The 26426-nt window shown below is 70.8% G+C and carries 24 protein-coding genes and 1 pseudogene; 10 read left to right on the top strand and 15 right to left on the bottom strand.

Annotated features, from left to right (window positions below; genetic code table 11):
- Positions 1–21: 21 nt before the first annotated feature.
- On the top strand, positions 22–1032 hold the full coding sequence (gene hemB / locus ASE76_RS08375) for a porphobilinogen synthase (RefSeq protein WP_055837627.1): 1011 nt from the start codon (positions 22–24) through the stop codon (positions 1030–1032).
- 76 nt (positions 1033–1108) lie between these two features.
- Positions 1109–2248, top strand: coding sequence for a magnesium transporter CorA family protein (locus ASE76_RS08370; protein ID WP_055837624.1), 1140 nt, complete (start codon positions 1109–1111; stop codon positions 2246–2248).
- A 114-nt stretch (positions 2249–2362) separates the two neighbouring features.
- Here ASE76_RS08370 and ASE76_RS08365 read toward each other — a convergent pair whose 3' ends face one another.
- On the bottom strand, positions 2363–2686 hold the full coding sequence (locus tag ASE76_RS08365; RefSeq protein ID WP_156362594.1) for a hypothetical protein: 324 nt from the start codon (positions 2684–2686) through the stop codon (positions 2363–2365).
- 290 nt (positions 2687–2976) lie between these two features.
- On the opposite strand from ASE76_RS08365, the gene ASE76_RS08360 reads away from it, so the two are divergent.
- Positions 2977–3870: a LysR family transcriptional regulator gene (locus tag ASE76_RS08360; RefSeq protein ID WP_055837618.1), complete on the top strand. Its 894-nt coding sequence runs from the start codon at positions 2977–2979 to the stop codon at positions 3868–3870.
- An 85-nt stretch (positions 3871–3955) separates the two neighbouring features.
- Complete coding sequence (locus ASE76_RS08355) at positions 3956–4897, top strand: PAS domain-containing protein (protein ID WP_055837615.1); 942 nt, start codon at positions 3956–3958, stop codon at positions 4895–4897.
- Positions 4898–4996: 99 nt separating this feature from the next.
- Here the strand turns inward: ASE76_RS08355 and ASE76_RS08350 are convergent, their stop codons facing one another.
- The 6 genes from ASE76_RS08350 to ASE76_RS08325 form a co-directional block, all read right to left on the bottom strand.
- Complete coding sequence (locus ASE76_RS08350) at positions 4997–5683, bottom strand: dienelactone hydrolase family protein (RefSeq protein WP_055837612.1); 687 nt, start codon at positions 5681–5683, stop codon at positions 4997–4999.
- 5 nt (positions 5684–5688) lie between these two features.
- Entirely contained in the window at positions 5689–6312 is a 624-nt protein-coding gene (locus ASE76_RS08345) for a 2-hydroxychromene-2-carboxylate isomerase (protein ID WP_055837609.1), read from the bottom strand.
- Positions 6313–6478: 166 nt separating this feature from the next.
- Positions 6479–7180: an ABC-type transport auxiliary lipoprotein family protein gene (locus tag ASE76_RS08340; protein WP_082448205.1), complete on the bottom strand. Its 702-nt coding sequence runs from the start codon at positions 7178–7180 to the stop codon at positions 6479–6481.
- A complete protein-coding gene (locus tag ASE76_RS08335) occupies positions 7177–8157 on the bottom strand; it encodes an MlaD family protein (RefSeq protein ID WP_055837607.1) in 981 nt (326 codons plus the stop codon). The genes ASE76_RS08340 and ASE76_RS08335 overlap by 4 nt, the downstream gene beginning before the upstream one ends.
- A 1-nt stretch (position 8158) precedes the next feature.
- The gene (locus ASE76_RS08330; protein ID WP_055837605.1) at positions 8159–9019 is read right to left on the bottom strand and encodes an ABC transporter ATP-binding protein; all 861 of its coding nucleotides are present in this window, start codon (positions 9017–9019) and stop codon (positions 8159–8161) included.
- Positions 9019–10137, bottom strand: coding sequence for an MlaE family lipid ABC transporter permease subunit (locus ASE76_RS08325; RefSeq protein WP_055837668.1), 1119 nt, complete (start codon positions 10135–10137; stop codon positions 9019–9021). Before ASE76_RS08325 ends, ASE76_RS08330 begins: the two co-directional genes overlap by 1 nt.
- Before the next feature lie 291 nt (positions 10138–10428).
- Between ASE76_RS08325 and ASE76_RS08320 the strand changes: the two genes are divergently transcribed.
- Positions 10429–11925: a methyl-accepting chemotaxis protein gene (locus ASE76_RS08320; protein ID WP_055837603.1), complete on the top strand. Its 1497-nt coding sequence runs from the start codon at positions 10429–10431 to the stop codon at positions 11923–11925.
- Between the two features lie 384 nt (positions 11926–12309).
- On the opposite strand, the gene mrdA is transcribed toward ASE76_RS08320, so the two are convergent.
- From mrdA to ASE76_RS08300, 4 genes and pseudogenes are all read right to left on the bottom strand, one after another.
- Positions 12310–14250, bottom strand: a complete 1941-nt coding sequence (gene mrdA / locus ASE76_RS08315; RefSeq protein WP_055837601.1) for a penicillin-binding protein 2 — start codon at positions 14248–14250, stop codon at positions 12310–12312.
- Positions 14250–14771 (bottom strand): rod shape-determining protein MreD, encoded by a 522-nt coding sequence (gene mreD, locus ASE76_RS08310; protein WP_055837596.1) that lies wholly within the window; start codon positions 14769–14771, stop codon positions 14250–14252. Before mreD ends, mrdA begins: the two co-directional genes overlap by 1 nt.
- 430 nt (positions 14772–15201) lie before the next feature.
- A pseudogene (gene mreC / locus ASE76_RS08305) lies at positions 15202–16110 on the bottom strand (rod shape-determining protein MreC); the annotation flags it as partial.
- 387 nt (positions 16111–16497) lie between these two features.
- Positions 16498–17541 (bottom strand): rod shape-determining protein, encoded by a 1044-nt coding sequence (locus tag ASE76_RS08300; RefSeq protein WP_055837593.1) that lies wholly within the window; start codon positions 17539–17541, stop codon positions 16498–16500.
- Between the two features lie 244 nt (positions 17542–17785).
- Here ASE76_RS08300 and gatC point away from each other — a divergent pair, with 244 nt between their 5' ends.
- Genes gatC through gatB form a run of 3 tightly spaced genes read left to right on the top strand, consistent with a single transcriptional unit; the run spans position 17786 to position 21124 of the window.
- Positions 17786–18085 carry an Asp-tRNA(Asn)/Glu-tRNA(Gln) amidotransferase subunit GatC gene (gene gatC, locus ASE76_RS08295; protein ID WP_055837590.1) on the top strand — a complete coding sequence of 100 codons (300 nt, stop codon included), beginning with the start codon at positions 17786–17788 and terminating at the stop codon, positions 18083–18085.
- A gap of 7 nt (positions 18086–18092) precedes the next feature.
- Positions 18093–19604, top strand: coding sequence for an Asp-tRNA(Asn)/Glu-tRNA(Gln) amidotransferase subunit GatA (gene gatA, locus ASE76_RS08290; RefSeq protein ID WP_055837587.1), 1512 nt, complete (start codon positions 18093–18095; stop codon positions 19602–19604).
- A gap of 2 nt (positions 19605–19606) precedes the next feature.
- Positions 19607–21124, top strand: coding sequence for an Asp-tRNA(Asn)/Glu-tRNA(Gln) amidotransferase subunit GatB (gene gatB, locus ASE76_RS08285; protein ID WP_055837583.1), 1518 nt, complete (start codon positions 19607–19609; stop codon positions 21122–21124).
- Between the two features lie 25 nt (positions 21125–21149).
- Here the strand turns inward: gatB and ASE76_RS08280 are convergent, their stop codons facing one another.
- Entirely contained in the window at positions 21150–21806 is a 657-nt protein-coding gene (locus ASE76_RS08280; RefSeq protein WP_055837579.1) for a hypothetical protein, read from the bottom strand.
- A gap of 66 nt (positions 21807–21872) precedes the next feature.
- A complete protein-coding gene (gene pyrE, locus ASE76_RS08275; RefSeq protein WP_055837576.1) occupies positions 21873–22580 on the bottom strand; it encodes an orotate phosphoribosyltransferase in 708 nt (235 codons plus the stop codon).
- A gap of 10 nt (positions 22581–22590) precedes the next feature.
- On the opposite strand from pyrE, the gene ASE76_RS08270 reads away from it, so the two are divergent.
- On the top strand, positions 22591–23394 hold the full coding sequence (locus tag ASE76_RS08270) for an exodeoxyribonuclease III (RefSeq protein WP_055837665.1): 804 nt from the start codon (positions 22591–22593) through the stop codon (positions 23392–23394).
- 161 nt (positions 23395–23555) lie between these two features.
- On the top strand, positions 23556–24200 hold the full coding sequence (locus ASE76_RS08265; RefSeq protein WP_055837573.1) for a Fic family protein: 645 nt from the start codon (positions 23556–23558) through the stop codon (positions 24198–24200).
- A gap of 322 nt (positions 24201–24522) precedes the next feature.
- On the opposite strand, the gene ASE76_RS08255 is transcribed toward ASE76_RS08265, so the two are convergent.
- The gene (locus tag ASE76_RS08255) at positions 24523–25695 is read right to left on the bottom strand and encodes a ring-opening amidohydrolase (protein WP_082448201.1); all 1173 of its coding nucleotides are present in this window, start codon (positions 25693–25695) and stop codon (positions 24523–24525) included.
- Positions 25692–26411, bottom strand: coding sequence for a GntR family transcriptional regulator (locus ASE76_RS08250; RefSeq protein ID WP_055837567.1), 720 nt, complete (start codon positions 26409–26411; stop codon positions 25692–25694). Before ASE76_RS08250 ends, ASE76_RS08255 begins: the two co-directional genes overlap by 4 nt.
- Positions 26412–26426 lie beyond the last annotated feature (15 nt).

The following is a 26426-nucleotide window of genomic DNA, read 5'->3' as shown; positions in this document are numbered from 1 at the left end:
TTTCGGGGCAAGATCGCACCCATGCACCACTCCAGCCCCACGCCCTACCCCCTCGCCCGCCCCCGCCGCCTGCGCCGCAACGCTTTCAGCCGCAACCTGGTGCGGGAGAACCGGCTCACCGCGCACGACCTGATCTACCCGGTCTTCGTGCTCGACGGGCAGGGACAGCGCCAGGCCGTCGGCTCGATGCCCGGCGTGGAGCGCCTCAGCCTCGACCTGCTGCTGCCGCTGGCCGAGGAGTGCGTGGCCCTCGGCATTCCGGCGATCGCGCTGTTCCCGGTGATCGACGCGGCCCTGAAGACGCCCGACGGCCGCGAGGCCGCCAACCCCGACGGCCTGGTGCCGCGGGTGGTGCGCGCCCTCAAATCGCGCTTCCCCGACCTGGGCGTGCTGACCGACGTGGCGCTCGACCCCTACACCAGCCACGGCCAGGACGGCCTGATCGACGAAGCGGGCTACGTGCTCAACGACGTCACCATCGAGATGCTGGTGAACCAGGCTCTGACCCAGGCCGAGGCGGGCGTCGACATCGTCGCGCCCAGCGACATGATGGACGGTCGCATCGGCGCGATCCGCACCGCGCTGGAGGAGACCGGCCACATCCACACCCAGATCATGGCGTACAGCGCCAAGTACGCCAGCGCCTTCTACGGGCCGTTCCGCGACGCGGTGGGCTCGTCGGGCAACCTCGGCAAGAGCGACAAGAAGACCTACCAGATGGACCCGGGCAACAGCGACGAGGCGCTGCGCGAAGTAGCGCTCGACCTGGCCGAGGGCGCCGACATGGTGATGGTCAAGCCCGGCATGCCCTACCTCGATATCGTGCGGCGGGTGAAGGACGAGTTCCGGGTGCCGACCTTTGCCTACCAGGTCAGCGGCGAGTACGCGATGCTCAAGGCCGCCGCCGCCAACGGCTGGCTCGACCACGACGCGGCGATGCTCGAAAGCCTGCTCGCCTTCAAGCGGGCCGGCGCCGACGGCATCCTGACCTACCACGCGGTGCACGCCGCCAAGCTGCTACAGAATAAATAGCAGGCAGCCGGCGTCCCGGGCCGGCCGTGGCTATGATTCGTTCATCACCATCCAGGCCGGGCCCGCCGGTCTTTCCATGCGCATCTTCGAGCTCCACGGCAGCCGCGTCGCCGAAACCGACCGCCTGCCCGCCGCGCCCCCGCCGCAGGGCTTCTACTGGATCGCCTGCAGCCGGTCCGAATTCAAGGAGGCGCAGGCACGGATCCAGGCGGCGCTGCTGGCCGCCGCCGGGGTGCAGCTGGTCGAGCTGCACGTGTCCGACCTGCTGAACGCCCAGCTGCCCTCGCACTACGACTACACCTCGCAGTACGACCTGCTGGTGTTCCGCCGGCTGGCCACCCAGCACGGGGCGGCGGCGCAGGCGGACGGCCCGGGCGCCACGCCGGCGTCCGCGGCCGCCGCTCCCGGCACCGATGCGGGCGCCGCCGCCGCGCCGCCGGCCGCCCTGCGCCGGGTCGATACCCGGCCGATCGGCTTCGCCGTCTTCGACCAGGTCCTGCTGACGGTGCATCCCGAGGACTGCGCGGTGCGCGACGCCTACGCCCTGCGCCTCCTGGCCGGCCACGGCAGCGAGACGCGGGCCACCGGCGCGCGCCAGCCGGCAAGCCCCGCCGACCTGATGCTGCGCATCGTGAACCTGGTGGTCGACGGCTACCTGGAACTGCGCCGCGACCTGACCCGGGGCCTCGACCTCTGGCAGAACCAGCTGTTGCAGCCGCACAGCCGCTTCATCGACTGGAGCGCCCTGCTCGACGCCCGGCTGGCACTGCACCAGCTCGACGAGATCTGCGAGGACCAGCGCGCCGCGGTGCAGGACTGGATCGACGCGCTGGAGGCCTGGCCCGAGCCCGCCACCGCCGCCGCCCACCGCGAGCGCGACCTGCTGCAGGTGCGCAGCCGCGACGTGCTGGAGCACATCGAGCGGGTGGTGCACCACGTGCGGCGGATGGAGCAGACCGCCGAGACCACGGTGCAGATGCATTTCAGCCTGCAGGGCAACCGCACCAACGACATCATGCGGGTGCTGACCACGCTCACCGCCATCTTCCTGCCGCTGAACCTGATCGCCGGCATCTTCGGAATGAATTTCGAGGTGATCCCGCTGACCCACAAGCAGGACGGTTTCTGGTGGGCGATGGGCACGATGGGCGTGATCGCCGTCGGGCTGATCGGCTGGTTCTGGCGCAAGAAGTACCTGGCGCGGCCGAGCCGGTGACCATCGGTCCGTGGCGCAGGTGCCGCGGAACGCAAAAAAGCCGACACCCGGAGGTGTCGGCTTTTTCGCGTGCAGTCCGTGCGCAGGCGGCGGGTCCACCGGCCTGCCGCGGTCTTACATGTAGCCGGCTTCGCCGTGGGCGACCTGGCCCAGGCGGACGGCTTCGCGGGCCTGTGCGTTGACCGTGGCGCGGTCGGCGGTCGACTCGATGCGCACGGCGTACGGCGAGCGCTGGTCGCCTTCGCCGGCGGTCGCGACAGGACGGGCGGCGCTGGTCGCGACGCGGTTGATGGTGTAGCCGGCCGGTGCGACCAGGGCCACGGGCGCTTGGGCTGCGTAGGGCGACTGGGTGTCGCCTTCGCCCATCGGGGCGGCATGGGCGCCGAGGGAAGCGGTAGCGGCGAAAGCGGCGATAGCGAGGAGTCGGGATGCGTTCATGATGATTTCCTTCTTGTGAGTTTCAAAACAACCCGGGGCACTGGGAGCGCCCTCTGTCCGCTGGGGACTTCGGGTTTGCATCTATTGCACTGGGTATGAACATGAGCTTAGGCCGAAGTTTCACCGTTAAATGCCCACGGATAGAATCACACTGTTTCGCAACTCGAATCAATGACAGTTTTATGTATTTGATTCCAGGTTAAATCCCACGCGTAACCCCTTCTCGTAAGCCGAATCCTACAGCGCCCCGGGCTTCTACGCCTGCTTGCAGGGTTTCACAGATTGAAACAATGGACTCTCTCGACCTGATCCGGGCGTTCCGCGAGGTGGCGTTGCGCGGCAGCTTCTCGAAAGCCGCGGTGCCGCTGGCGCTGTCCAAGGCCAGCGTCAGCAAGTACGTGGCCGAGCTGGAATCGCGGCTGAAGGTGCGGCTGCTCAACCGCTCGACCCGCACCGTCAGCCTGACCGACGCCGGCGCCCTGCTGCTGGAGCGCAGCGCGCCGCTGATCGAGATGATGACCATCACCCAGAACGAGCTGAGCGAGCGGGCCGAACAGCCCGGCGGTCGGCTGCGGCTGTCGGCGCCGCACGGGCTGGGCGCCACCTCGCTGCCGCACGTGCTGAGCAGCTTCATGCAGCGCTATCCGGCGGTGACGCTCAGCCTGCACCTGAGCAACCGGATGGTCGACCTGGTCGAGCTGGGGATCGACGTGGCCCTGCGGGTCGGCACGATCGACGACAGCAACCTGATCGTGCGCCGGCTGCGGCGGGTGGAGTTCTGTGTCTGCGCCACGCCGGCCTACTGGGACCGGCACGGCCGGCCGACGCATCCCGACGACCTGGCCCGCCACGACGCGCTCACCTACTCGCTGCAGAGCGCGCAGCCCTACTGGCGCTTCCAGGTGAACGGCCAGCCGCACACCGTCGCGCTGCGCAGCCGGCTGGAGGCGACCGACGCGGCGCCGCTGATCTCGGTCGCGCTGCAGGGCCTGGGCGTGGTCTGCCTGCCGCGGCTCATCCTGCAGCCGCAGCTGGAGGCGGGCACGCTGGAGCAGGTGCTGGAACAGCATTCGCAGCAGGACGTCTGGCTCTATGCCGCCTATTCGCAGCGACGGCACAACAGTGCGGCGATGCGGGCCCTGTTGGCCCACCTGGAAGAGACCTGGGGAACGGCGCCCGGGTAAAAAATAACGCGGAATTGCATCCGGGCTTTGCGCAGGTGCGTAGACAGGGCAGCGGGACCTGCCCCGCGCCCCCGAAAGCCCCGCCGTGATACCAGCCCGCCTTCTCTCGACCCTCTCGCGCCTGTCGGCACTGCGCCGGCTGCTGGGCGCCTACCGGCAGCTGGAGGCCCTCTACCGGCACCAGGCGATCCTGGCGTTCGACGCCGACGGCCGGGTGGTGGAAACCAACGCGACGCTGCAGCAGCGCCTGGGCCTGGGCCCGGCGCAGTTGAACGGCCGGCACTACCGGACCCTGCTCGACCCGCAGGACACCGCGGGTGCCGATCCCGACACGCTGTGGTGGGCGCTGCTGCGCGGTGAGGCCAGCGTCGGCTGCCTGCACTTCACCGCCGCCGACGGCAGCCGCGCCTGGTTCCAGGCCCAGTACAGCCCGGTGGCCGATGCCGGTGGCCGGGTGCGCCGGGTGGTGGCCTATGCGGCCGACATCACCGACCGGGTGCACGCGGCCCGCGCCCGGCAGCAGGAGTTCCGGGCGCTGCAGCGGCTGGTGCCGGCCCCTGCCGCGGTGCCGGCGCTGTCGGTGGCGGCCGGCACCCCGCCGGGCTTCGTGGCCGCGGGCACACCCGGAACCACCGTGGTGCAGGCGGCCCACGTGCTGTCGGCGCCTCTCTCAACCCGGCGGGTGCTGGACGCGGCAGGATTGATGGACGGCATCGTGCTGCAGACCGAGCAACTGGCCCGCCACGCGGCGATGCAGGTGGTGCGGCAGAACGACGTGGGCGGCGGCCTCTCACGCCTGGCCGGCGAGGCCCACAGCCTGGCGCTGCGCAGCGCCGAGGCGGGCCGCGAAATCAAGCAGCTGATCGGCGTACCCGCCGGCCATGCCGGTGGCGGCGAGTCCCACCAGCACGAGGCCGACCGGCTGGTGCTGCGGATCCAGGCCTCGGCGCGCCGGGCGTCGACGGTGATCGACGCCATCGCCCAGCCGGAGCCGCGCCACCGGCTGGAGCGCACGCCGCGGCCCTGAGGCCTCGCCGGCCGTCGAACCGGGGGCACGCGGCCGACCTGGCGCGGCAGGACCGCCTGCATCCGGCCCTGGCCGGCATGGGACGTGTCGGCCCGGCCGTCAGCCGACGTGCTGGGCGAAGAACGCCAGCGAGCGCTCCAGCGCCTGCCGGGCCGCCGGCGCGTCGTAGGAGCCGCGCTGGTCGCAGTTGAAGCCGTGGTCGGCGGGGTACACGTGCACCTCGACGTCCGGATGCGCCGCCTTGAAGGCCTCGACGCTCGGCAGCGAGATGTAGTGGTCCTTCTCGCCGAAATGCGCCAGCACCGGGGTGCGCGGCGTGCGGGCGATCTCCTCCGGGCCGGTCGCGCCGCCGCCGTAGTACATCACCGCGGCCGACAGGCCCTGCACCAGCTCGGCCGCGCGCCACACCAGCAGCCCGCCCCAGCAGTAGCCGACGATGCCGACCTTGCCCGCCTTGGCCGCGTAGAGCACCGCGGCCTGGATGTCCTGCAGCACGCCGGGCGTGGGCAGGGCTTCGACCGCGGCCTTCAGTTCCATGCCGGCCTTCATGTCGGCCTCGGTGTAGCCCAGCTCGACGCCCTGGCGCACCCGGTGGAAGGTGGCCGGCGCCACGGCCAGGTAGCCCTGGGCGGCGTAGCCGTCGGCCACCGCGCGGATGTGCGAATTGACGCCGAAGATCTCCTGCAGCACCACGATGGCGCCCTTGGGCGTGCCGGCGGGCTCGGCCACGTAGGCGGGTATCTGGACGCCGTCGGCGGCGGTGAGTTGAACGGTGGAAGAACCCATGGGTGTCATGCTCCTTGGAGGGATGTGGATTGCAGCTTGCGCTGCAGGAAATCGAGCCGGTCCTGGCCCCAGAAAATCTCGCCGCCGACCACGTAGCTCGGCGCGCCGAAGATGCCGGCGGCGATCGCCTCCTCGGTGTTGGCCTCGTAGCGCTCGTGCACCGCCTGGCTGTGCGACTGCTCGTGGCGCGCGGCCGGCAGGCCGCACTCGTCCAGCAGGGCGGCCAGCACCTTGGGATCGGCGATGTTGCGCTGCCGGGCCCACACCGCGGCGAAGACCGCGCCGGCCAGCCGCAGCGCGGCGGCGGTGCCGTCGTGGTGGTCGACCGCGATCAGCAGCTTGGCCGCGTCGTCGCCCGACACCGGGAAGAAGGTGGGCTGCGGCACCAGCGGCAAACCCAGGTGCCGGGCGAAGCGCTGCAGCTCGACCAGCCGGTAGGCCTGGCGCTGCGGCGCCCGCTTGCCGAGCGGCACGCCGCCCGAGACCGGGAACACGTGGCCCAGGTCGACCGGCAGCAGCCGCACCGTGGCGCCGGCCTGCGCGGCCAGGGCGACGAAGCGGTCGTGGCCCAGGTAGGTCCACGGGCTCTGGGGCGAGAAAAAGTAATCGACGGTGGTGGTGGCGGTCAAGCGGTCTGCTCCTCGGAGGACGTGGGGCGGGCATGCGCCGGCCCTGGGACGGCGCACGGGCGCTGCGGGCCGATTCTGCCGAGCCGCCGCGCCCGCCGCCCGGCCGCGGGCTGTTCCTGCGCACGCCGTGCGGTCTTGCGGCCGGCCAGCCGTGCCCGGCCGGTGCTCAGGGGGTGGCCTGCACCTGCGGCAGCCAGGCGGCGATCTCGTCGGCCGCGGCGTCGGTGGCGGCGGCCAGGGCCTGCACGCCGCCGGGCGCGTCGGCCGTGGGCGCCGGGCGGCTCACCAGCACCACCCGCTGGGCCAGCAGCCGCTCGCCCTCGGCCCGGTTGTCGACCAGTGTCACCCGCAGCCGGACCACGCCGGCGCTCTGGGTGGGCGCGCTGAAGATCTGGCTGAACTCCTCCAGCTGCACCCGCAGGATGTGGGGCAGCTTGCCGTCGGTGCGCTGCAGCGCGGCGCTGTCGTCGGCGTTGAGCACCGCTCGGTCGCGGCCCAGGCGCTCGCGCAGCCGCTGGCGCACCAGCTGCGACGGCGCCAGCGACCAGCGGGCCATCGCATAGGGCCGCAGCTGCTGCGCGTCGGCATAGGTGAAGCGGAACATCACCGCCGCGGTATCGACCACGCCGGCCGAATCGACGTCGGCCAGCGCCAGCGGCGGCTGCGGCGCGATGCGGGTCTGGGCGCGGGGCTGGACCTCGCCGGGGCCGAAGTCGTAGACCAGCGGCCGGGTGGGCCGGTCGGGCAGGGCCGAGCATCCGGCCAGCAGTGCCACGGCCACCAATGCAGCACAGAAAGTGCCTCCAGCCGGCGTACGGCGCCGACCACCAGCTATTGTTTTCGTAGCAAATTCCGTGTGGCGGCTCATCGTGCTTCTCCGGGTGCGACGAAGCCCTGCTCGCCCGGCCCCGGGCGGGCGGGCCCGTTGCCGAAGAGCAGCGACTGCGGGTTGTCGTTGATGTTGGTGACGGTGCGGCCCAGCTGGCGCACGGTGCGCGAGGCGTCGTCGGTGACCCGGTTGAGCCGCGGCAGCGTGGTCGAGCCGAACTGGTCGACCGCATGACTGAGGGCGCCGGTGCCCTGGGCCAGCCGGTCGAGCGGGCCGTCGGCCGCGTTCAGGCGCTGGGCGGTCGTGGTGATCGCGCCGGCGGCCGTGCCGATCTCGCCGGCCGCGCCCTTGAGCGAGACGAGGGCGGCGCTGGCGTCGCTCACCGCCTTCGGCACGCCGGCCAGGGCCGGGTCGACCCGCTGGGTCATGGTGGTGTCGATGCGGGCGGTCAGCTGCGAGACGCTGGCGGTGGCGGCGGCCATGCCGTCGAGGGCGGCCGAGAAGCGCTTCTGGTTGTCGTCGCCCAGCAGGGTGTTGAGGCGCCGGCCGGCCTCCTCCACCTGGGCCAGGATCGCGGGCGCGCTCTCGGTCAGCTTGCCGAGCTGCGACGGCTTGATCGGCATCCGCGGAATGCCGTTGTCGCCGGGCGGCGGCGGGGGCGGCGGGTCGTCGGCGTCCTCGTCCAACTGGATGAAGGCCAGGCCGGTGATGCCCTGGTAGGCCAGCGTGGCGAAGGTGCCGGGCGTGGTGGGCGCGTCTTCCTGCACCGCGATGCGCACCAGCACGTTGCCGGGGTTCTGCCGGTCGAAGCCGATCTGCGTCACCTTGCCGACCGGCACGCCCTTGAAGCGCACCGGTGCCTGCAGCTGCAGGCCGGTGACCGTGTCCTTGGTGGAGAGTTCGTAGCTGCGGTAGCTGCCGGTGTCGCGGGTCAGCCAGATGGCCAGCACCACCAGCAGGGCGGTGAGCCCCAGCACGAAGATGCCGGCCGCGAAGGCGTGCGATTTGTTTTCCATGTCAGTGTGTCCTGTTGTCGGCCGGCGCGGAAGGCGGTGCCGGCGGCAGCTCCACCACCGCGCGGCGGCCGCGCTCGCCCTGGAAATAGGTGCGGGTGAACGGATGGTCGAAGGTCGCCACCTCGGCCGGCGGCCCGCTGGTGATGACCCGCTTGTCGGCCAGCACCGCCACCCGCGTGCTGAGGGCGAAGAGCGTGTCGAGGTCGTGGGTCACCATCACCACCGTCAGGCCCAGCTCCTGGTGCAGCGAGCGCAGCAGCTCGCAGAAGTCGTCCGAGGCGCTCGGGTCGAGGCCGGCGGTGGGTTCGTCGAGCAGCAGCAGCGGCGGGTCCATCGCCAGTGCCCGCGCCAGTGCCACCCGCTTGACCATGCCGCCCGAGAGATCGGCCGGCATCTTCGCCCCGTCCTGCGCCTTGAGGCCGACCATCTGCAGCTTGACCATCGCCACGTCGCGCGCCAGCGCGGTGGGCAGCGTCTTCAGTTCGCGCAGCGCGAAGGCGATGTTGTCGAGCACGCTGAAGGCCGAGAACAGCGCGCCGTGCTGGAACAGCATGCCCACCCGGCTCGACGCGCCGCGCCGGCCCATCTGCGAGGCCGGCTCGCCCAGCACCTCGACCTCGCCGCGGGTGGGTACCTCGAGCCCCAGCATCTGGCGCAGCAGCACCGTCTTGCCGGTGCCCGATCCGCCGACCAGGCTCAGGATCTCGCCGCGCGCGATGCGCAGGGCCAGGTCCTGGTGCACCACCACCTGCCGGGGCGGCGTGCCGAAGGCGGTCCAGAGTCCGCGGATGTCGACGACCGGCGCCTCGGCGGCGGAGGCGTCCGGCGCGGCGGTGGAGGGGGTGAGCGTGTCTTGCGCCATCACAGACCCACGTTGCGGAACACGATGGCGAACAGCGCATCGACCAGGATCACCACGGTGATCGACGTCACCACAGACGCGGTGGTGCCCTGCCCCAGGCTCTCGGTGTTGGGCTTGACCCGCAGGCCGAAGTGGCAGCCCACCAGCGCGATCATGATGCCGAAGACGACCGACTTGAACACCGCCACCACCAGGTTGCCCGGCGCCACCGCCGCCGGCAGCGCGTTGAGGAAATAGGCGGGCGTGATGCCCAGCGAGATGTCGGCCGCCAGCATGCCGCCGGCGAGCGAGGCGAGCGTGGTCCACACCGCGATCAGCGGCATCGCGACGGCCAGCGCGATCGCCCGCGGCAGCACCAGCCGGAAGCCGTGCTGGATGCCCATGACCCGCATCGCGTCGAGCTCTTCGGTGACCCGCATCACCCCGATCTGCGCGGTAATGGCCGAACCCGAGCGGCCCGCCACCAGGATCGCCGCCAGCAGCGGCCCCAGCTCGCGCACCAGCGAAATGCCCAGGATGTTGACGATGAAGGATTCGGCACCGAACTGCCGCAGCTGCAGGCTCATCAGGTAGGCCAGCACCACCCCGATGAGGAAGCCCACCAGCGCGGTGATCGGCATGGCCGCGGCGCCCATCTGGAACAGGTGGCCCGACACGTCGCGCCACGGCCCCTGCCGCGGCGACCGCACCAGCTTGACCGCGTCGATCAGCAGTTGCCCCACCAGCCGCGTCAGGTAGCGCAGGTGGCCGACGCCGCCCAGCACCTTGCGGCCCATCGCGTCGATGCCGGCCATCGCCACCGAGCCCCGCGGCCGGGCCGGCACCTCGACGGTGAAGCGCTCCACCCGCTCGAGGATCGTGCGCTGCGCATCGGTCACCGAGACGGTGGCGGGCCAGCGGTGCTGCCAGTGCGTCCAGAGCAACTGGGCGCCCACATGGTCGAGCATCTCGACCTGGCGCAGGTCCCAGGCGCCGCCGTCCCCCGGCGACCGCTGCAGATCCGCCGAGACGCCGCGCCAGGTGGCCCGGTCGCCCAGCTGGGCGGCCGTCCAGCGGCCCTGCAGCACGAAGGCCGCATGGGGTGCCGCACCACCGCCGTCGCCTTCCGGGCGGCCGATGCGCGGCCGGTCGTCCTGGGAAGGCGATGGCGAAGGGTCGGCGGCTGTGGCGGAGGAAGAGGACAACGGCGGTGGAAATAGGGATGCGCGGCCCTGGAGCCGGGTCGGCGGGGCGGGACGCACGATGCTAGTGGGCCGACCGCTGGCCGGTTGTCAGCCAAGGGCGCTATTTCGCCCGGGTCGCCGATCGCGCACCGCCTGCGCGCGCATTGCTGGGTTTACACCCTGTGGCCCGCTGCCGCGAAGGTCTAGCATCGACCGTACCGCCACCCACCCTCCGGAGACACGCCGATGGCCCGTTTCTCGCTCCTGCAACCGGGCACGCGGCTGATGCGCCGCCTGGGCCTGCCTGCCAAGATCGCGCTGCTGGTGGGCGCCGGCCTGTGCGCCCTGCTGACGACCGCGCTGGTGCCCGCGGCGCGCGGATGGGCCGCCGGCATCGGCGCGGCGGCGATCGTCTACCTGGGCCTGGCGCTGCACCGCGGCATGGCCCACGACCTGGCGCTGCTGACCGCCGCGATGGCGCGTGCCGCCCAGGGCGACCTGCTGGCCGGGCCCCGCATCGCCGGCCGCGACGAGATCGGCCGCCTGGGCGGCCTGCTCGAAGGCATGGTGCGGCTGCTGTCGTCGATGGTGGCCGACATCCGCAGCAACGCGGCGCTGGTGGCGCATGCCGGCCACAGCCTGGCCGCCGACAACCGGGCGCTGGCCGAGCGCACCGAACAGCAGGCGGCCAACCTGGAGCAGACCGCGGCGAGCGTCGAGGAGCTGGCCTCCACCGTCATGCAGAACGCGCAGACCGCCCAGGCCGGCGACCGCCAGGCCACCCAGGTGCGCGGCGTGGCCGACGCCGGGGCGCAGTCGATGGCCCAGGCGGTGCAGTCGGTCGAGGCGATCCAGGAAAGCGCGCGGCGCATGGCCGAGATCACCGCGGTGATCGACGGCATCGCCTTCCAGACCAACATCCTGGCGCTGAATGCGGCGGTGGAGGCGGCGCGGGCCGGGGAGCAGGGCCGCGGCTTCGCGGTGGTGGCGTCGGAGGTGCGCTCCCTGGCCGGCCGCTCCGGCGCGGCGGCGCGCGAGATCCGCGACCTGATCGCCGATTCGGTGCGGCAGGTGGAGGCCAGCGCCCGGCTGATCCGCACCGCCGGCACCGGCATCGGCGACATGGCCGCCGGCGTGCACCGGCTGGCGGGCAACGTGAGCGAGATCTCGGCCTCCAGCGACGAGCAGAGCACCGGCCTGGCCGAGATCAGCGCCGCCGTCCAGCAGCTCGACCAGATCACCCAGCGCAATGCGCAGATGGTCGGCCAGGCAGTCCACCAGGCCGAGACCCTGGAGCACCGCGCCTCGACCCTCTCCCGCGCGGTCACTTCGTTCCGGCTGCAGCAGGGCACGGCCGACGAGGCGATGGCCCTGGTGGGCCGCGCGGTGGCCGTGGCCCGCACCACCCCGGCCGCCCGGCTGCCCGGGCTGCTGACCGACCCGGCGCAGCGTTTCCACGACCGGGACATGTACGTCTTCGCCCTCGATGCGGGCGGCACCTACCGGGCCTTCGGCGGCAACCCGGCCAAGGTCGGCTCCCGGGTGCAGGACATTCCCGGGATCGACGGTGCCGGCCTGATCGCCGCGATCGTCGCCCAGGCCGAACGGGGCCCGGGCTGGGTCGAGTACGACATCGCGAACCCGGCGACCGGCCGGGTGCAGACCAAGATGTCCTTCGTCCAGCAGTGCGGCGGGCTGTACCTGGGCTGCGGCGTCTACAAGTCGCTGGTGGCACCGGCATGAGGCGCGGGCGCCATCGGAGTGCACCAAGCTCGGGTAAGCCCTATGCGCCCGGCTGGTGCAAGGCACTACATTGAGGCCACTCGCAAACGGGCCCCCGGGACCTGTTGGGGCGGGGGCCGAGGAGACAAACGCCAGACCGAACAGAACCAGAACAATCGCCCGAAGCATCCTCCATGAGATGCGTGGCACTTCTCACAGCGCCGTGACCGTGTGGTCCGGCGCTTTTTTTTGTCCTGGCGATGGCGGGATCGCCTGCCGCGCCGGGAGAGCGAGCAGCGGGATGCGAGGTGTTTCGGGCCTGCGGCCGGCGTCCGGCGCCGACCACCAGCTATCTATTCGATAGCAAAGGCCTGTTTTCCGGCGTCGACCGCCAGGGCCCGTGCCTCAGGGCGCGGCCAGTTCCACGTCCTCCACCCGGCGCGGTTTGCCGATCGGGGCGCCGGCCTTGCCGATGCGGGTGGCGGCCATGTCTTCCTCGCTCGGGTACTGGCCGGCCAGCACGTAGTCGAAGACCCGGCGCGCGATCGGGGCGGCGGCGCCGGCGCCCCAGCCCGCGTTCTCGACGATCACCGCCAGCGCCACCTTCGGGTTGTCGGCCGGCGCGAAGGCCATGAACAGGGCGTGGTCGCGCTGGTGCTCTTCCAGCGCGCGGGCGTTGTACTTGGTGTTCTGCGCGATCGTCACCGCCTGGGCGGTGCCGGTCTTGCCGGCCGCCTGGTACGGCGCGCCGGCGAACACCGCGCGCGCCGTGCCGCTGGTGACCACGCTGACCAGCCCGTTGCGGATCACCGCGATGTTCGACGGCTTCATCTGCAGGTCGATGGCCGGCGGCTGCTCCACCGGCGTGAGCGTGCTGCTGACGGCGTCGCGGGTGGCGCGCACCAGGTGCGGCCGGTGCTTGATGCCGCCGTCGGCCACGATCGCGGTGGCCTGCGCCAGCTGCAGCATGGTGAACGCGTTGTAGCCCTGGCCGATGCCGAGCGAGATCGTCTCGCCGGCGTACCACTTGCGCTGCTCGGGCCGCTTGTAGGTGGTACGCTTCCATTCGGTGCTGGGCAGCACGCCGCGCACCTCGCCGTTGATGTCGATGCCGGTGGTCTGGCCGAAGCCGAGCGGCTTCATGAAGTCGTGGATCATGTCCACGCCCATCTCGTTGGCCAGCGAATAGAAGTACACGTTCGACGACAGCTGGATCGCCCGCTGCATGTCGACGCCGCCCAGGTTGCCCTCGGGGCTGCCGAAGCGGTGGCCGGCGAACATGTAGAAGCCCGGGTCGTTGACCACCACGCCCGGCCCGCGCTTGCCGGTCTGCAGCGCGCCCAGCGCCATGAACGGCTTGTAGGTGGAGCCCGGCGGGTAGGTGCCGCGCAGCGCGCGGTTGAGCAGCGGCTTGTCGAGCGACTCGTTGAGCGCGGCCCAGCTCTCCTGGTCGATGCCGTCGACGAACAGGTTCGGGTCGAAGGTCGGCTTGCTGACGAAGGCCAGCACCTCGCCGGTCTTCGGGTCCAGCGCCACCAGCGCGCCGCGGCGCTCGCCGAACAGGTCCTCCACCATCTTCTGCAGCTTGATGTCGATCGTCAGCACCACCGAATGGCCCGGGCTGGCCGGCCGGCTGGAGAGCCGCCGCACCGCGCGGCCGCCGGCCGAGGTCTCCATCTGCTCGACGCCGGTGGTGCCGTGCAGTTCGCGTTCGTAGCTCTGCTCGACGCCCAGCTTGCCGATCACCTCGGTGCCGCGGTAGTTGGGCGCGTCGTCCGAGTCGTCGAGCCGCTCCTTCTCGCGCGGGCTGATCCGGCCGATGTAGCCGACCACGTGGCCGCCCAGGTCGCCGAACGGGTAGTTGCGGAACAGCCGCGCCTTGATCTCCACGCCCGGGAACCGGTAGCGCTGCACCGCGAAGCGCGCCACCTCCTCGTCGCTGAGCCGGGTACGCACCGGCAGCGACTCGAAGTTGCGCGACTCCTCCACCAGCTTCTTGAAACGGCGCCGGTCGCGCGGCGTGATCTCGACGATCTCGGCCAGCGCGTCGATGGTGTCGTCGAGCGCGCCCACTTTCGAGGGCGTGATCTCCAGCGTGTAGGCCGAATAGTTGGTCGCCAGCACCAGCCCGTTGCGGTCGAGGATCAGCCCGCGGTTCGGCACGATCGGCACCACCGCCGTGCGGTTGCTCTCGGCCTGCGCCGCCAGGTCCTCGTGGCGGGTGACCTGCAGATACACCAGCCGCGACAGCACCAGCCCGAACGCCCCCAGCACCACCAGCGCGATCACGATCACCCGCCGGCGGAAGCGGTTGAGGTCGGCCTCTGTATTACGAAGTTCGGTCATCAGAGTGGCCGATTCTCGTCAGGGTCGGGGGCGCGGCGCTGGGGCGCGAGCAAGACCACACTGGCCAATGGCCAGAGCAGCGCCTCGAACACCGGCGCCAGCACGAAGCCGAAGCCCGGGAACACGCCGCCCGCGGCGGTGCGCACCAGCACCTCGATCGCCTGCGCCGCGAAGAATACCGGCAGCAGCTGCACCGTCTGCGCCGCCACGCTCAGCCACAGCAGCCGCCGCTGCAGGTAGCCGCCCAGGAACACCAGCACGGTGTAGCCCAGCGCATGCTGCCCGAGCAGCGCCGCCTGGTGCACGTCGATGCACAGGCCCAGCACGAAGGCCACGCCCATGCCGACCCGCGCCGGCTGGTGCACCGACCAGAACACCAGCAGCAGCAGCAGCGGATCGGGCGCCCAGACCGCGCGGCCGATCGGCAGCAGGTCCAGCAGCAGCGCGGCCGCCAGGCTGCCCCACAGGAAGGCCGGATTGACCGGCAGCAGCAGCTGCTGCTGGCCCTTGCCCATGATCATGCGAAAGCTCCGGCCGACGGGGCGGCATGCGGGTGCGGCCGCGGTGCGGCAGCAGCGAAGGAAGGGAGGGCGTGCACGGCGAGGCTCATGGCTGCCCGGCGGCGGCCGGTGCGGCCGGTGCGGTGCGCGGCGCGGTGGCCGGCACGCGGGCGGGCGTGGCCGGTGTCGCTGGTGTCGCCGGATTGGCCGCTGTACCGGCCGCGGCGGGCGCTGCCGCATTGCCCGCCGGCCGGCGCGCGGCAGGGGCCTGCGCCGGGGCAGCCGCCGCCGGCTTGGGGGCGGTGGTGGCGGGCGCAGTGCCCGCCGACCGGGCCGCGCCGGTACCGGAGGCCGCAGCAGCGGCAGCGGGCGCGGCGGTGCCGGCCGGCGCCGCACCGGCGGCCGGCTTGGCGCCCGCCGCGGGCTTGCCGCGCGGCACGCCCGCCACCGAGCCGCTGCCCGGCGGATTGGCCGGCGCCGCCGCCGGCCGGGGCGGCAGCTGCGCGCTCAACGGCTGCAGCACCATCACATGGCGGGCGCCCTGCATCCGCGCCATCGGGATGCAGTGGATCCGGGCGAAGGCCGAGTCGGCACGCCGCTCGACCTTGTCGACCTTGGCGACCGGCAAACCGGCCGGGTAGACACCGTCGACCCCGCTGGTGGTGAGGACGTCGCCCTCCTGCACGTCGGCGGCGCTCGGCATGAAGCGCAGCTCCAGGCCGCCGCCCAGGTCGGAGGCCGGATTGCCGTAGGCCACGCCGCGCACCCCGGTGCGGGTGTTGAGCACCGGGATCGCATAGTCGCGTTCGACCAGCAGCGTCACCTCGGCCAGGAAAGGATGCACCCGCGTCACCTGGCCCAGAACGCCGGCCTCGTCGATCACCGGCGAACCGACGGCCACGTCCTGCAGCATGCCGCGGTCGATGATCACCCGGCGGGTGTACGGGTCGGGCGCGTCGTACAGCACCTCGGCCGCCTGCTCGGGCGACGTGAGCCGCGGCCGCAGCGCCAGCAGGTCGCGCAGCCGGCCGTTCTCGAGCAGCAGCTCCTCGACCTGGTTGGCGCGCTGCGACTGCTGCAGCATCTGCTGGCGCGCCGCGTCTTCCATCTGCTGGGCCGACTGCACCGTCTGCAGGTAGCCGAGCCCGCCGCGCACCCAGGCCACCGGCTGCAGCGCGATGCGCTCCAGCGGATACAGGACGGTGGAGATCGCCGTCCGCAGCGGCGGCGTGATGCCCAGCCGCGCATCGGCCACCATCAGGAACAGCGACAGCGCGGCGAAGAACACCAGCGTCGACAAAGCCGAGGGACCCTGCTTGAAGAAAGGCGGCGCAGTGCGGTCCAGGGTTCCCAGGGGCATGGTCGGAAAAAACGCGGCAGGACGGCGGACGAAGGGGTATCGGGCGGATGCGGCCAGGGGACGGAGCCGGCGCGCAGCGCGCCATCATAGAGAGCAAGCGCGCCGCTACCGCCGCAAAACCCGAAGATCACCCCGAAATGCTATGAAAACCGTAGCTGGATGCCGGCCAATGACGCCGGCTGCGGCCACTTTTCGCCAAGAAGACGCGCCAAGCGGCGCGACCGCCCCACCCACGTCGTCCGCGAAGCATCCGCCCGGCAAAGCCACCACGGCACCTCGCGGTGTCCGCCCCAGCCGCGCCAGGGTCTCCCTGGCGCCGGCGGAGCCCTCCCCCCCGGGGGGATGGCGAATTACACGGAGCGCAGCGCAGTGAAAAGCCGAGGGGGCCTACTCAGACGTGAAGATGCTGCCCAGCCGGTCCATCCGCTCCAGCGCCATGCCGCAGCCGCGCACCACGCAGGTCAGCGGCTCCTCGGCCACCAGCACCGGCAGGCCGGTTTCCTCGGCCAGCAGGCGGTCCAGGTCGCGCAGCAGGGCGCCGCCGCCGGTCAGCATCATCCCGCGGTCGGCGATGTCGGCGCCCAGTTCGGGCGGCGTCTGCTCCAGCGCGTTCTTCACGGCCGAGACGATGTTGTTGAGCGGGTCGGTCAGGGCTTCGAGCACCTCGTTGCTGCTGATGGTGAAGCTGCGCGGCACGCCTTCGCTGAGGTTGCGGCCCTTGACCTCCATCTCGCGGACTTCGGAGCCGGGAAAGGCGGAGCCGATCTTCTTCTTGATCGCCTCGGCCGTCGGCTCGCCGATCAGCATGCCGTAGTTGCGGCGGATGTAGTTGATGATGGCCTCGTCGAACTTGTCGCCGCCGACGCGGACCGAGCCCTTGTAGACCATGCCGCCGAGCGAGATCACGCCCACCTCGGTCGTGCCGCCGCCGATGTCGACCACCATCGAGCCGGAGGCTTCCGACACCGGCAGGCCGGCGCCGATGCCGGCGGCCATGGGTTCCTCGATCAGGTAGACGGCGGTGGCGCCGGCGGCCTCGGCCGCGTCCTTGATCGCGCGGCGCTCGACCTGGGTCGAGCCGCAGGGCACGCAGATGATGATGCGCGGGCTGGGGGTGAACAGCGTGCGCGGGTGGACCATCTTGATGAACTGCTTGATCATCTGCTCGGTGATCACGAAGTCGGCGATCACGCCGTCCTTCATCGGGCGGATCGCCTCGATGTTGCCGGGCACCTTGCCGAGCATCGCCTTGGCCTCGCGGCCCACGGCCTGGATCACCTTCTTGCCGTGCGGTCCGCCCTCGTGGCGGATGGCGACGACCGAGGGCTCGTCGAGCACGATGCCCTTGTCGCGGGCGAATATCAGCGTATTCGCGGTGCCGAGATCAATGGCGAGGTCGGTGGAAAAATACCGACGGAAGGAACCAAACATCAAAGTCCTCTCTGGCACGGCGTGCGCGTCGGCCAGCCGTCGCCAATTTCTGGTGTCGAATCAGGGTGAAAAACGGGGGGATACGCGCAGTAGACGGCGATTTCGCCGGCGGAACAGGCCTGGCAGGCTGTTTCGGCGAAGGCGGGATAATACCCGATCCCCCATGCGCCACCGCGGCTGCGGCGGCGCCGGCCCCCACCCTTTACCTCCGGTTTTCAGGCGTCCGCGACGCCCCCATTTCCCTATGGCACTCACACCCCAGGACATCGGTCGCATTGCCAACCTGGCACGGCTCGAACTGCGCCCCGAAGAAGGCGACCGCCTGCTGGCGCAACTCAACGGCTTCTTCGACGTGGTCGAGCAGATGCGCGCGGTCGACACCGCCGGCATCGAGCCGATGGCCCACCCCGTCGCCGCGGTCCAGGACGTGACCCTGCGGCTGCGCGACGACGCGGTCGGCCGCTACCCGTCGCGCGACGACAGCCAGAAGAGCGCGCCGGCCGTCGAGAGCGGCCTGTACCTCGTCCCCCGCGTGATCGAATGAGCCCGGCATGAGCAGCACCCCCACCACCCCATCCACTGCCCTGCACGACCTGACCGTCGCGCAGCTGGCCGCCCGCCTCGCGGCCAAGGACGTCTCGGCCGTCGAGGCCGCGCAGCACTTCCTCGACCGGGCCGCCGCCCATGCCGACCTGGGCGCCTTCGTGGCACTCGACCCCGACGCCACGCTGGCCCAGGCCCGCGCGGCCGACGCCCGCATCGCCGCCGGCACCGCCGGGCGACTCGAAGGCGTGCCGCTGGCGCACAAGGATATCTTCGTCACCCGCGATTTCCCGACCACCGCCGGCTCGCGCATGCTGGCCGGCTACCGCTCTCCTTTCGATAGCACGGTGGTGGCCAACCTCGCCGGCCAGGGCGTCGTCACGCTCGGAAAACTCAGCTGCGACGAGTTCGCGATGGGCTCGGCCAACGGGAACGTCGCCGTGCCCGCGGCCGGCGGCGATGCCGTGGTGCCGGTGCGCAACCCGTGGGACACCGCGCGCGTGCCCGGCGGCTCCTCGGGCGGCAGCGCTGCCGCCGTGGCCGCGCGCCTGGCGCCGGCCGCCACCGGCACCGACACCGGCGGATCGATCCGCCAGCCCGCCGCCTTCTGCGGCATCACCGGCATCAAGCCGACCTACGGCCGGGCCTCGCGCTACGGCATGGTGGCCTTCGCCTCCAGCCTCGACCAGGCCGGCCCGATGGCCCGCACGGCCGAAGACTGCGCGCTGCTGCTGTCGGCGATCTGCGGCCCCGACCCCGACCGCGATTCCACCTCGCTCGACCTGCCGGCCGAGGACTTCACCCGCACGTTGAACGACGGCCTGCAGGGCCTGCGCATCGGCATCCCGAAGGAGTTCTTCGGCGAGGGCCTGTCGGCCGACGTACGGGCCGCGGTCGATGCCGCGCTGGCGCAATACGTACAGCTGGGCGCGACGCTGGTGCCGATCAGCCTGCCGCGCACCGAGCTGTCGATTCCCGTCTACTACATCATCGCGCCGGCCGAGGCGTCGTCGAACCTGAGCCGCTTCGACGGCGTGAAGTTCGGCCACCGGGCCGCCCAGTACACCGACCTGCTCGACATGTACAAGAAGACCCGCGCCGAAGGCTTCGGCGACGAGGTCAAGCGCCGGATCATGATCGGCACCTACGTGCTGTCCCACGGCTACTACGACGCCTACTACCTGCAGGCCCAGAAGATCCGCCGCATGATCGCCGACGATTTCCAGAACGCCTTCAAGAGTTGCGACCTGATCGCCGGCCCTGTCGCCCCCACCGTCGCCTGGAAAATCGGCGAGCACGGCAGCGACCCGCTCGCCGACTACCTGGCCGACATCTTCACCCTGCCCGCCTCGCTGGCCGGCCTGCCCGGCATGAGCGTGCCGGCGGGCTTCGGCGCCGCGGGCATGCCGGTGGGCCTGCAGCTGATCGGCAACTACTTCTCCGAATCGCGGCTGCTGAACGCGGCCCACCGGTTCCAGCAGGCCACCGATTTCCATCTCCGCAAGCCGGAGGGCATCTGAACATGAGCGAACCCGTGAACTCCTTTGCCGCGCAGCAGGAAGGCCGCCCCACCGGGCCGCTGGTCCAGGGCTACGAAGTCGTCATCGGCTTCGAGACGCATGCCCAGCTCTCGACCGTCTCCAAGATCTTCAGCCGCGCGCCGACGGCTTTCGGCGCCGAGGCCAACACCCAGGCCGCGCCGGTCGACCTGGCGCTGCCGGGCACGCTGCCGGTGATGAACAAGGGCGCGGTCGAGCGCGCGATCGAGCTCGGCCTGGCGCTCGGCTCCCACATCGCGCCGCGCAGCGTCTTCGCCCGCAAGAACTACTTCTATCCCGACCTGCCCAAGGGCTACCAGATCAGCCAGTTCGAGATCCCGGTGGTGCAGGGCGGCAGCGTCGAGTTCTTCCTGGAAACCGGCAAGGGCGCCGATGCGGCGCGCGAGAAGAAGACGGTGCGCCTGGTGCGCGCCCATCTGGAAGAAGACGCCGGCAAGTCGCTGCACGAGAACTTCATCGGCCAGAGCGGCATCGACCTGAACCGCGCCGGCACGCCGCTGCTCGAGATCGTGACCGAGCCCGACATCCGCTCGTCGGCCGAGGCGGTGGCCTATGCCCGCGAACTGCACAAGATCGTGACCTGGATCGGCATCTGCGACGGCAACATGCAGGAAGGCAGCTTCCGCTGCGATGCCAACGTGTCGGTGCGCAGGCCCGGCCAGCCGCTGGGCACCCGCCGCGAGATCAAGAACCTGAACAGCTTCAAGTTCATGCAGCAGGCGATCGACTACGAGATCCGCTGGCAGATCGAGGAGATCGAGGACGGCCGTGCGATCCAGCAGGCCACCGTGCTGTTCAATCCCGACACCGGTGAAACCCGCGCGATGCGGACCAAGGAAGACGCGGCCGACTACCGCTATTTCCCCGACCCCGACCTGCCGCCGCTGGTGATCGGCGCCGACTGGGTCGAGGGGGTGCGCGGCCAGATGGCCGAACTCCCCCGGGTGATGGCGGCCCGCTTCGTCGCCACCCACGGCCTGCCCGAGTACGACGCCACGCAGCTCACCCAGGACAAGGGCACCGCCGCGTACTTCGAGGCCGCGGTGGCCGCCGGCGCCGCGCCCAAGCTGGCCAGCAACTGGATCATGGGCGAACTCTCGCGCCGGCTCAACGCCGGCGGCATCGCGCTGGCCGATGCACCGGTGTCGGCCGTGCAGCTGGGCACGCTCATCGGCCGCATCGGCGACGGCACGCTGTCGAACAACACGGCGCGCCAGGTGTTCGACGCGCTGTGGACCGGCGACGGCAGCGACGTGGATGCGGTGATCGAAGCCAAGGGCCTGCGCCAGGACAACGACAGCGGCGCGCTGGAGGCGATCCTCGACGAGGTGCTCGCCGCCAACCCGAAGAACGTGGAGGAGTTCCGCGCTGGCAAGGAGAAGGCGTTCAACGCACTGGTGGGCCAGGCGATGAAGGCCAGCAAGGGCAAGGCCAATCCGGCGCAGGTCAACGAACTGCTGCGCAAGAAGCTCCAGGGCTGACGCAGGGCGGACCGCGCCGCCGCGCTCAGCGCGGCAGCAGGATCGGCGCGGGCTGCGCCGGCTCGGGCGGCGGCGAGGCCCAGAGCGGCCGCAGCTGGGCGCTCTCGGTGTCGAAGCGCAGGTGCACCCGTTGCTTCTCCTGCTCCAGTTCGGCCAGGGCCTTCTTCTGGATGCCGATCGCTTTCAGCACGTCGGCCTTTTCCTGGAATAGGCCGTTGGGCATCTTGGCGCTGTCGGCGGCGAAGCGCGCCATCGCGGCCTCGACGTCCTTCTGCTGGCGCTCGAGCTGGCCGATGCGCAGGCGGGTCAGGGCCATGCTCTCGTCGACCCGCTGCAGGGCACTGGCGCGTTCTGCGTTGTGCGCCGCCTCGTTGGGGTAGCGGACCAGCATCACCCGCTCGCGGCGCGCCTGCTCGGCGGCCTGGGCCCGGCGCTCGACCTCGGCACGGTCGCGGGCCTCCTGGGCCAGACGCTCCATTTCGGTCGGCGGCGGCACCACCACCCGGCGCAGCGATCCGCTGGGGTTGAGCTCGCGCTGCTCCCGGTCGAGGCATTCGGCGATCGGCCGGTCGGAGGTGAGCCGCCGGCCCTTGGAATCGACGCAGGCGTAGATGCTGGGGCCGCCGGCCGGCTGGGGCGCCTGGGCCTGCACGCCCGTCGCCGCGCACCAGAGCGCCGCCACGGCGCATGCCCATGGTCCGGTCCTTCTCAGCCTGCGCGCTGCTTCCACTGTGTTCCTGTCGTCGTATCAGTCCTGGACGCCGTAGCGCTGGCGGTAGGCCAGCACACGGGCATGGTGGGCGGTACTTTGACCGCCTGTTTCATTCAGATACAGCAATAAGTCGGCCAGCCTCGCGATGGTGCAGACCTGCATGCCCAGACGGCCCCGCACGTACTGCACCGCGCTGTGGTCGACGTCCTGCCCGTTCTCGGTCGCCTTCTCCTGGCGGTCGAGGGCGATCGCCATCGCATGCGGCACCGCGCCGGCGGCCCGGATCAGGGCGATCGACTCGCGCGCGGCGGTGCCGGCGGACATCACGTCGTCGATGATCAGCACCCGGCCGGCCAGCGGCGCGCCCACCAGGGTGCCGCCCTCGCCGTGGTCCTTGGCCTCCTTGCGGTTGTAGGCGAAAGGCAGGTTGCGGCCGCGCCGCGCCAGCTCGACCGATACCGCCGCCGCCAGCGGAATGCCCTTGTAGGCCGGGCCGAAGACCATGTCGAATTCGATGCCGCTGGCGAGCAGGGCCTGTGCATAGAATTCGGCCAGCCGGCCCAGCTTGGCGCCGTCGTCGAAGAGGCCCGCGTTGAAGAAGTACGGGCTCAGCCGGCCCGCCTTGGTCTTGAATTCGCCGAAGCGCAACACGCCGGAATCGACGCAGAACCGCACGAAATCCTGGGCCAGCCGCGGATCCGTCGCCGCGGTTTCCTGAGCTGCCCGGACGCCATCAACCAGCATGGAGAAATCCTTGTTCAAATTGACCAGCCTGAACCTCAACGGCATCCGCTCGGCGGCCACCAAAGGCGTGGAAGCCTGGATCGCGGCCACTGCGCCGGATTGTATTTGCGTGCAGGAGGTCAAGGCCCAGGCGGCCGACGTGGCCGGCCGCTTCGAGCAGATGGCCGGGCTCCAGGGCCATTTCCACTTCGCGCAGAAGAAGGGCTACTCGGGCGTCGGCATCTATACCCGGCACACGCCGTCGGACGTGCGCATCGGCTACGGCGGCGAGGAGTTCGACGCCGAGGGCCGCTACATCGAAGCCCGCTTCGACACGCCCGCCCGCAAGCTCTCGATCATCAGCTGCTACTTCCCCAGCGGATCGTCGGGCGAGGAGCGGCAGGCGGCCAAGTTCCGCTTCCTGGCCGACTTCCATCCGCACCTGATGCGGCTCAAGGCCGAGCGCGAGTTCATCCTCTGCGGCGACATCAACATCGCCCACCAGCAGGCCGACCTGAAAAACTGGAAAAGCAACCAGAAGAACAGCGGCTTCCTGCCCGAAGAGCGCGCCTGGATGACAAAAGTGTTGCACCTGACCGACGAAGGCGGCGGCCTGGTGGACGTTTATCGTCAGCTCCAGCCCGACGCCACCGAGGCCGCCTACACCTGGTGGAGCAACCGGGGACAGGCGTATGCGAAGAACGTGGGATGGCGGCTGGACTACCACCTCGCCACGCCCGCGATGGCCGCGCTGGCCCGCACCGAGCAGATCTACAAGGACGTCAAGTTCTCGGACCACGCGCCGGTGACGGTGGATTACGACTTCATGTTGTGATGGGCCCCGCGGATCGCACGGGGCTACCTGCGTCGCTCTCGGGACCGAAGAGTCAGCGTCATCGACCGATGCTTCACGCCCATCCGTACTCCGGATGAACGCTTTCGGTTGGTTATGGAAGCACCATTGCGTTTCAAGACAACGGTCAAATCCGATTCGCTATGACAAACCGATACCACACCAGCGGAGCCGAAGGTGAATTCGAGCCCGGCTCACACGACAAAGTGCTGCGCAATCTGGTCGGCATCACGTCCGCAGACGATATGGACGAGCTTGAATTGCGCTTGCTCGGCGAGTTGTACGACGAACTCCTCGTGCAGGACCTGCCCGATCGCCGGTTGACGGTGGCCGACCTCAAACGCTGGCACCGTTTGTGGCTGGGCAACGTGTATGCATGGGCAGGCCAAGAACGGTCGGTTAATCTGGGAAAAAACGGCTTCCAGTTCGCCGCTGCAGGGCTCCTGCCTCGATTGCTGGGAAATTTCGAACGGGAATGTCTGGCGCGGTGGACGCCCTGTGACAACCTAGCACCCGACGAACTGGTGGCTGCTATCGCGGTGACGCATGTGGAGTTGATCGTCATCCACCCGTTTCGCGAAGGCAATGGACGTTTGTCGCGCTTGCTGGCCGATGTGATGGCCGTGCAGGCGGGTCATGACCCGCTGGACTACACCCGTTGGGAGCAACACAAAGCGGCCTACATCGGCGCTATTCACGCCGGATTTTCCAACGACTACGGCCCGATGAAGCTATTTGTAGCCCAGGCTATGGAGCCTAACGATGCCCCCCTCAGCGGGCCAGCTTGATGTGCGAGAAGCGCGCCCTGGGCTGCTCCAACCGATGCTCGAGCTGAGAAATGCTTTGGCCCGTTTCCACTGCCGTAGAGCTGGCGACGGACCGCACGACGGCCTTGCGGGTGGGGGTCTTGCGTCGCCGGAGCGCGGGAGTTCTAGGCATGCTGTCGCTCTTGAAGTGAGTGCTGGATTTTATCCACGTCATGTTTTGCTCGCTGCAACGATGCCGACCCAAAGGCGGCCTACGGTCAACTGGAGGCCGCAAGTAGCGCACGCATTGGACCCGCAACGGCCGCAGGAGCGGCCGGGAAACGCCCCGCGGGCGCGAGTTTCCCTACTGCACCCGCAAAATCGCCGCCACCGGCCCGCCGCCCGCCGGCCCCTGGTGCTCCGCGCCGCCCGACACGTAGAGCGCGGTGTGGCCGACGACCGAGGCCAGCACGCCGCCCACCGCGGCCCGCGCATGCCGGGTGGCGTTGATGTCGGAATCGTTCAGCATCGTGTGGCGGGCACCGCGCACCCGGCCGTCGGGGCTGGCCTCGGCCTTGGCCAGCAGGTTGACCAGGCGACGGTCGATCGCGGCGGCGTCGGTGTCGGCATCCAGGCCGAAGGCGTCGCGCAGCAGGCGGCGGACGCTGGCGGCGTCCACCGCGTCGCGCATCACCGTGTGGGCGATGCGCAGCGCGGAGCTGCTGCCGGCGGCCTCGCCCAGCACCACGACCACGTTGCCCTCCAGCTCGATGCCGGCCGAGACCGAGGCGCGGGCCGAGTGCAGCGACCAGTCGGACAGCACCACGCCGTAGTGCAGCGCGGCGCGGTCCACCTCGCCCAGCGCCGCGGCCACGCCCAGGGCCGACGCGCCGCGCGAATAGCCCATCGATTCGTAGGTGTCGCGGGTGACCGGCACAGCGCCCCGCTCCAGCGCGTCCTGCACCTTGGCCGAGGTGAGCAACGGGCACTTGACCTGCACGAAGTGCACGTCGGCCGCATCGGCGATGCCCGCGTCGGCCATCGCGGCGCGGACCGCGCCGGCGGTGGCGTCGATCTGCGCCGTGCGGCCGATCTCCTCGGGCACGAAGTCCCGGGTGTGGGCGATGCCGACGACCAGCCGCTTCTCGCCGTGCGACGGCACGGCCGCGGCGGGCTGTCGGGTGAAGACGGTGAAGTGCGGCGACAGCACGCCCTCGGTGCCGCCCGACATGACCAGGGCCACCCGCTGCTCGGCCTCGGCCGCGGAGCAACCCAGGTAGGGCGCCAGGAAGTGGCACCAGGCAGCGGCCGCGTACTCGCGGGTGTAGTCGTTCACGCAGCCGTTGCCTTCGGTCTTGCCCATCACCGCGACGATGCGGCGCGGGTCGAGCGTGCCCGCGTCCACCAGCGCCTGCACGCCCCGCAGGTCGCCGGGGCCGCTGCAGCCGATGCGGAACACCTCGACATGCTGGCCCGCCGAGGGTGCGGCGGCGGGGACGGTGGAGATGTCGGTGGAGAGGACGGTGTCGCGGTTCATGGTGTCGTCTTGGAAGCGGCGCGCGCCAGGTGCACCTGGTGCAGCGTGATCTTGCGCACCTCGGCCTGGCTGGCGGCGATGTGGTCCTGCAGCAGGCGCTCGGCCGTAGCGGCCTGGCCGGCCAGCACCGCCTGCAGGATCTCGGCATGCTCGTCGTAGGTGGCGGCGATGCGGGGCGCCTGGGTGAAGTCGAGCCGGCGGATGATGCGGATGCGTTCGGTCACCTCGCGGTGCACCCGCGCCATCTCGGCATTGCCGGCGGCGGCCACCAGCACGCAGTGGAACGCCTCGTCGCGTGCCGCCACCTCGTCGCGGTCGGTGCTGCGGGCCTCGGGCGCGACCAGCCAGAAGGCGGCCAGCGCGTCGAGCGGGGCGCGGTCCGACCGCGGGTCCCGGGCGCAGAGGCGGCGCACCGCCTCGGTCTCCAGCACGCGGCGCAGGTCGTAGAACTGCTCGAACTGCTCGAAATCGAAGGGCAGCACCCGCCAGCCGCTGCGGAACATCACCTCGACGAAGCCCTCCTGCTGCAGCTGGAACAGCGCCTGGCGCACCGGCGTGCGGGACACGCCCAGGCGCTCGCTGATCTCGCTCTCGGTGAACCGGTCGCCCGGCACCAGCCGGAAATCGGCGATGTCGCGCTTCAGGAGCGCATGCACGTCCTCGGCGCGGGAGCGTCGGGGCGCGGGCGAAACAAGGGGGATGGGGGCGGTCTGCACGGAGCCGATGGTAGT

Origin of the sequence: Xylophilus sp. Leaf220 (genome assembly GCF_001421705.1) — a bacterium.
GTDB lineage: Bacteria > Pseudomonadota > Gammaproteobacteria > Burkholderiales > Burkholderiaceae_C > Xylophilus.
The sequence above is the reverse complement of the archived record's forward strand: the minus strand, read 5'-3'. Positions and strand labels throughout refer to the sequence as shown.

What these genes read in the sequence shown, in the direction of transcription:
- ASE76_RS08370 (WP_055837624.1), top strand. Translation starts at nt 1,109, where the DNA reads ATGCGCATCTTCGAGCTCCACGGCAGCCGCGTCGCCGAAACCGACCGC.
- hemB (WP_055837627.1), top strand. Translation starts at nt 22, where the DNA reads ATGCACCACTCCAGCCCCACGCCCTACCCCCTCGCCCGCCCCCGCCGC.
- ASE76_RS08335 (WP_055837607.1), bottom strand. Translation starts at nt 8,157, where the DNA reads ATGGAAAACAAATCGCACGCCTTCGCGGCCGGCATCTTCGTGCTGGGG.
- gatA (WP_055837587.1), top strand. Translation starts at nt 18,093, where the DNA reads ATGAGCAGCACCCCCACCACCCCATCCACTGCCCTGCACGACCTGACC.
- mrdA (WP_055837601.1), bottom strand. Translation starts at nt 14,250, where the DNA reads ATGACCGAACTTCGTAATACAGAGGCCGACCTCAACCGCTTCCGCCGG.
- ASE76_RS08300 (WP_055837593.1), bottom strand. Translation starts at nt 17,541, where the DNA reads ATGTTTGGTTCCTTCCGTCGGTATTTTTCCACCGACCTCGCCATTGAT.
- gatC (WP_055837590.1), top strand. Translation starts at nt 17,786, where the DNA reads ATGGCACTCACACCCCAGGACATCGGTCGCATTGCCAACCTGGCACGG.
- gatB (WP_055837583.1), top strand. Translation starts at nt 19,607, where the DNA reads ATGAGCGAACCCGTGAACTCCTTTGCCGCGCAGCAGGAAGGCCGCCCC.
- ASE76_RS08255 (WP_082448201.1), bottom strand. Translation starts at nt 25,695, where the DNA reads ATGAACCGCGACACCGTCCTCTCCACCGACATCTCCACCGTCCCCGCC.
- ASE76_RS08340 (WP_082448205.1), bottom strand. Translation starts at nt 7,180, where the DNA reads ATGAGCCGCCACACGGAATTTGCTACGAAAACAATAGCTGGTGGTCGG.
- ASE76_RS08265 (WP_055837573.1), top strand. Translation starts at nt 23,556, where the DNA reads ATGACAAACCGATACCACACCAGCGGAGCCGAAGGTGAATTCGAGCCC.
- ASE76_RS08360 (WP_055837618.1), top strand. Translation starts at nt 2,977, where the DNA reads ATGGACTCTCTCGACCTGATCCGGGCGTTCCGCGAGGTGGCGTTGCGC.
- mreD (WP_055837596.1), bottom strand. Translation starts at nt 14,771, where the DNA reads ATGATCATGGGCAAGGGCCAGCAGCAGCTGCTGCTGCCGGTCAATCCG.
- ASE76_RS08350 (WP_055837612.1), bottom strand. Translation starts at nt 5,683, where the DNA reads ATGGGTTCTTCCACCGTTCAACTCACCGCCGCCGACGGCGTCCAGATA.
- ASE76_RS08330 (WP_055837605.1), bottom strand. Translation starts at nt 9,019, where the DNA reads ATGGCGCAAGACACGCTCACCCCCTCCACCGCCGCGCCGGACGCCTCC.
- ASE76_RS08365 (WP_156362594.1), bottom strand. Translation starts at nt 2,686, where the DNA reads ATGAACGCATCCCGACTCCTCGCTATCGCCGCTTTCGCCGCTACCGCT.
- ASE76_RS08320 (WP_055837603.1), top strand. Translation starts at nt 10,429, where the DNA reads ATGGCCCGTTTCTCGCTCCTGCAACCGGGCACGCGGCTGATGCGCCGC.
- pyrE (WP_055837576.1), bottom strand. Translation starts at nt 22,580, where the DNA reads ATGCTGGTTGATGGCGTCCGGGCAGCTCAGGAAACCGCGGCGACGGAT.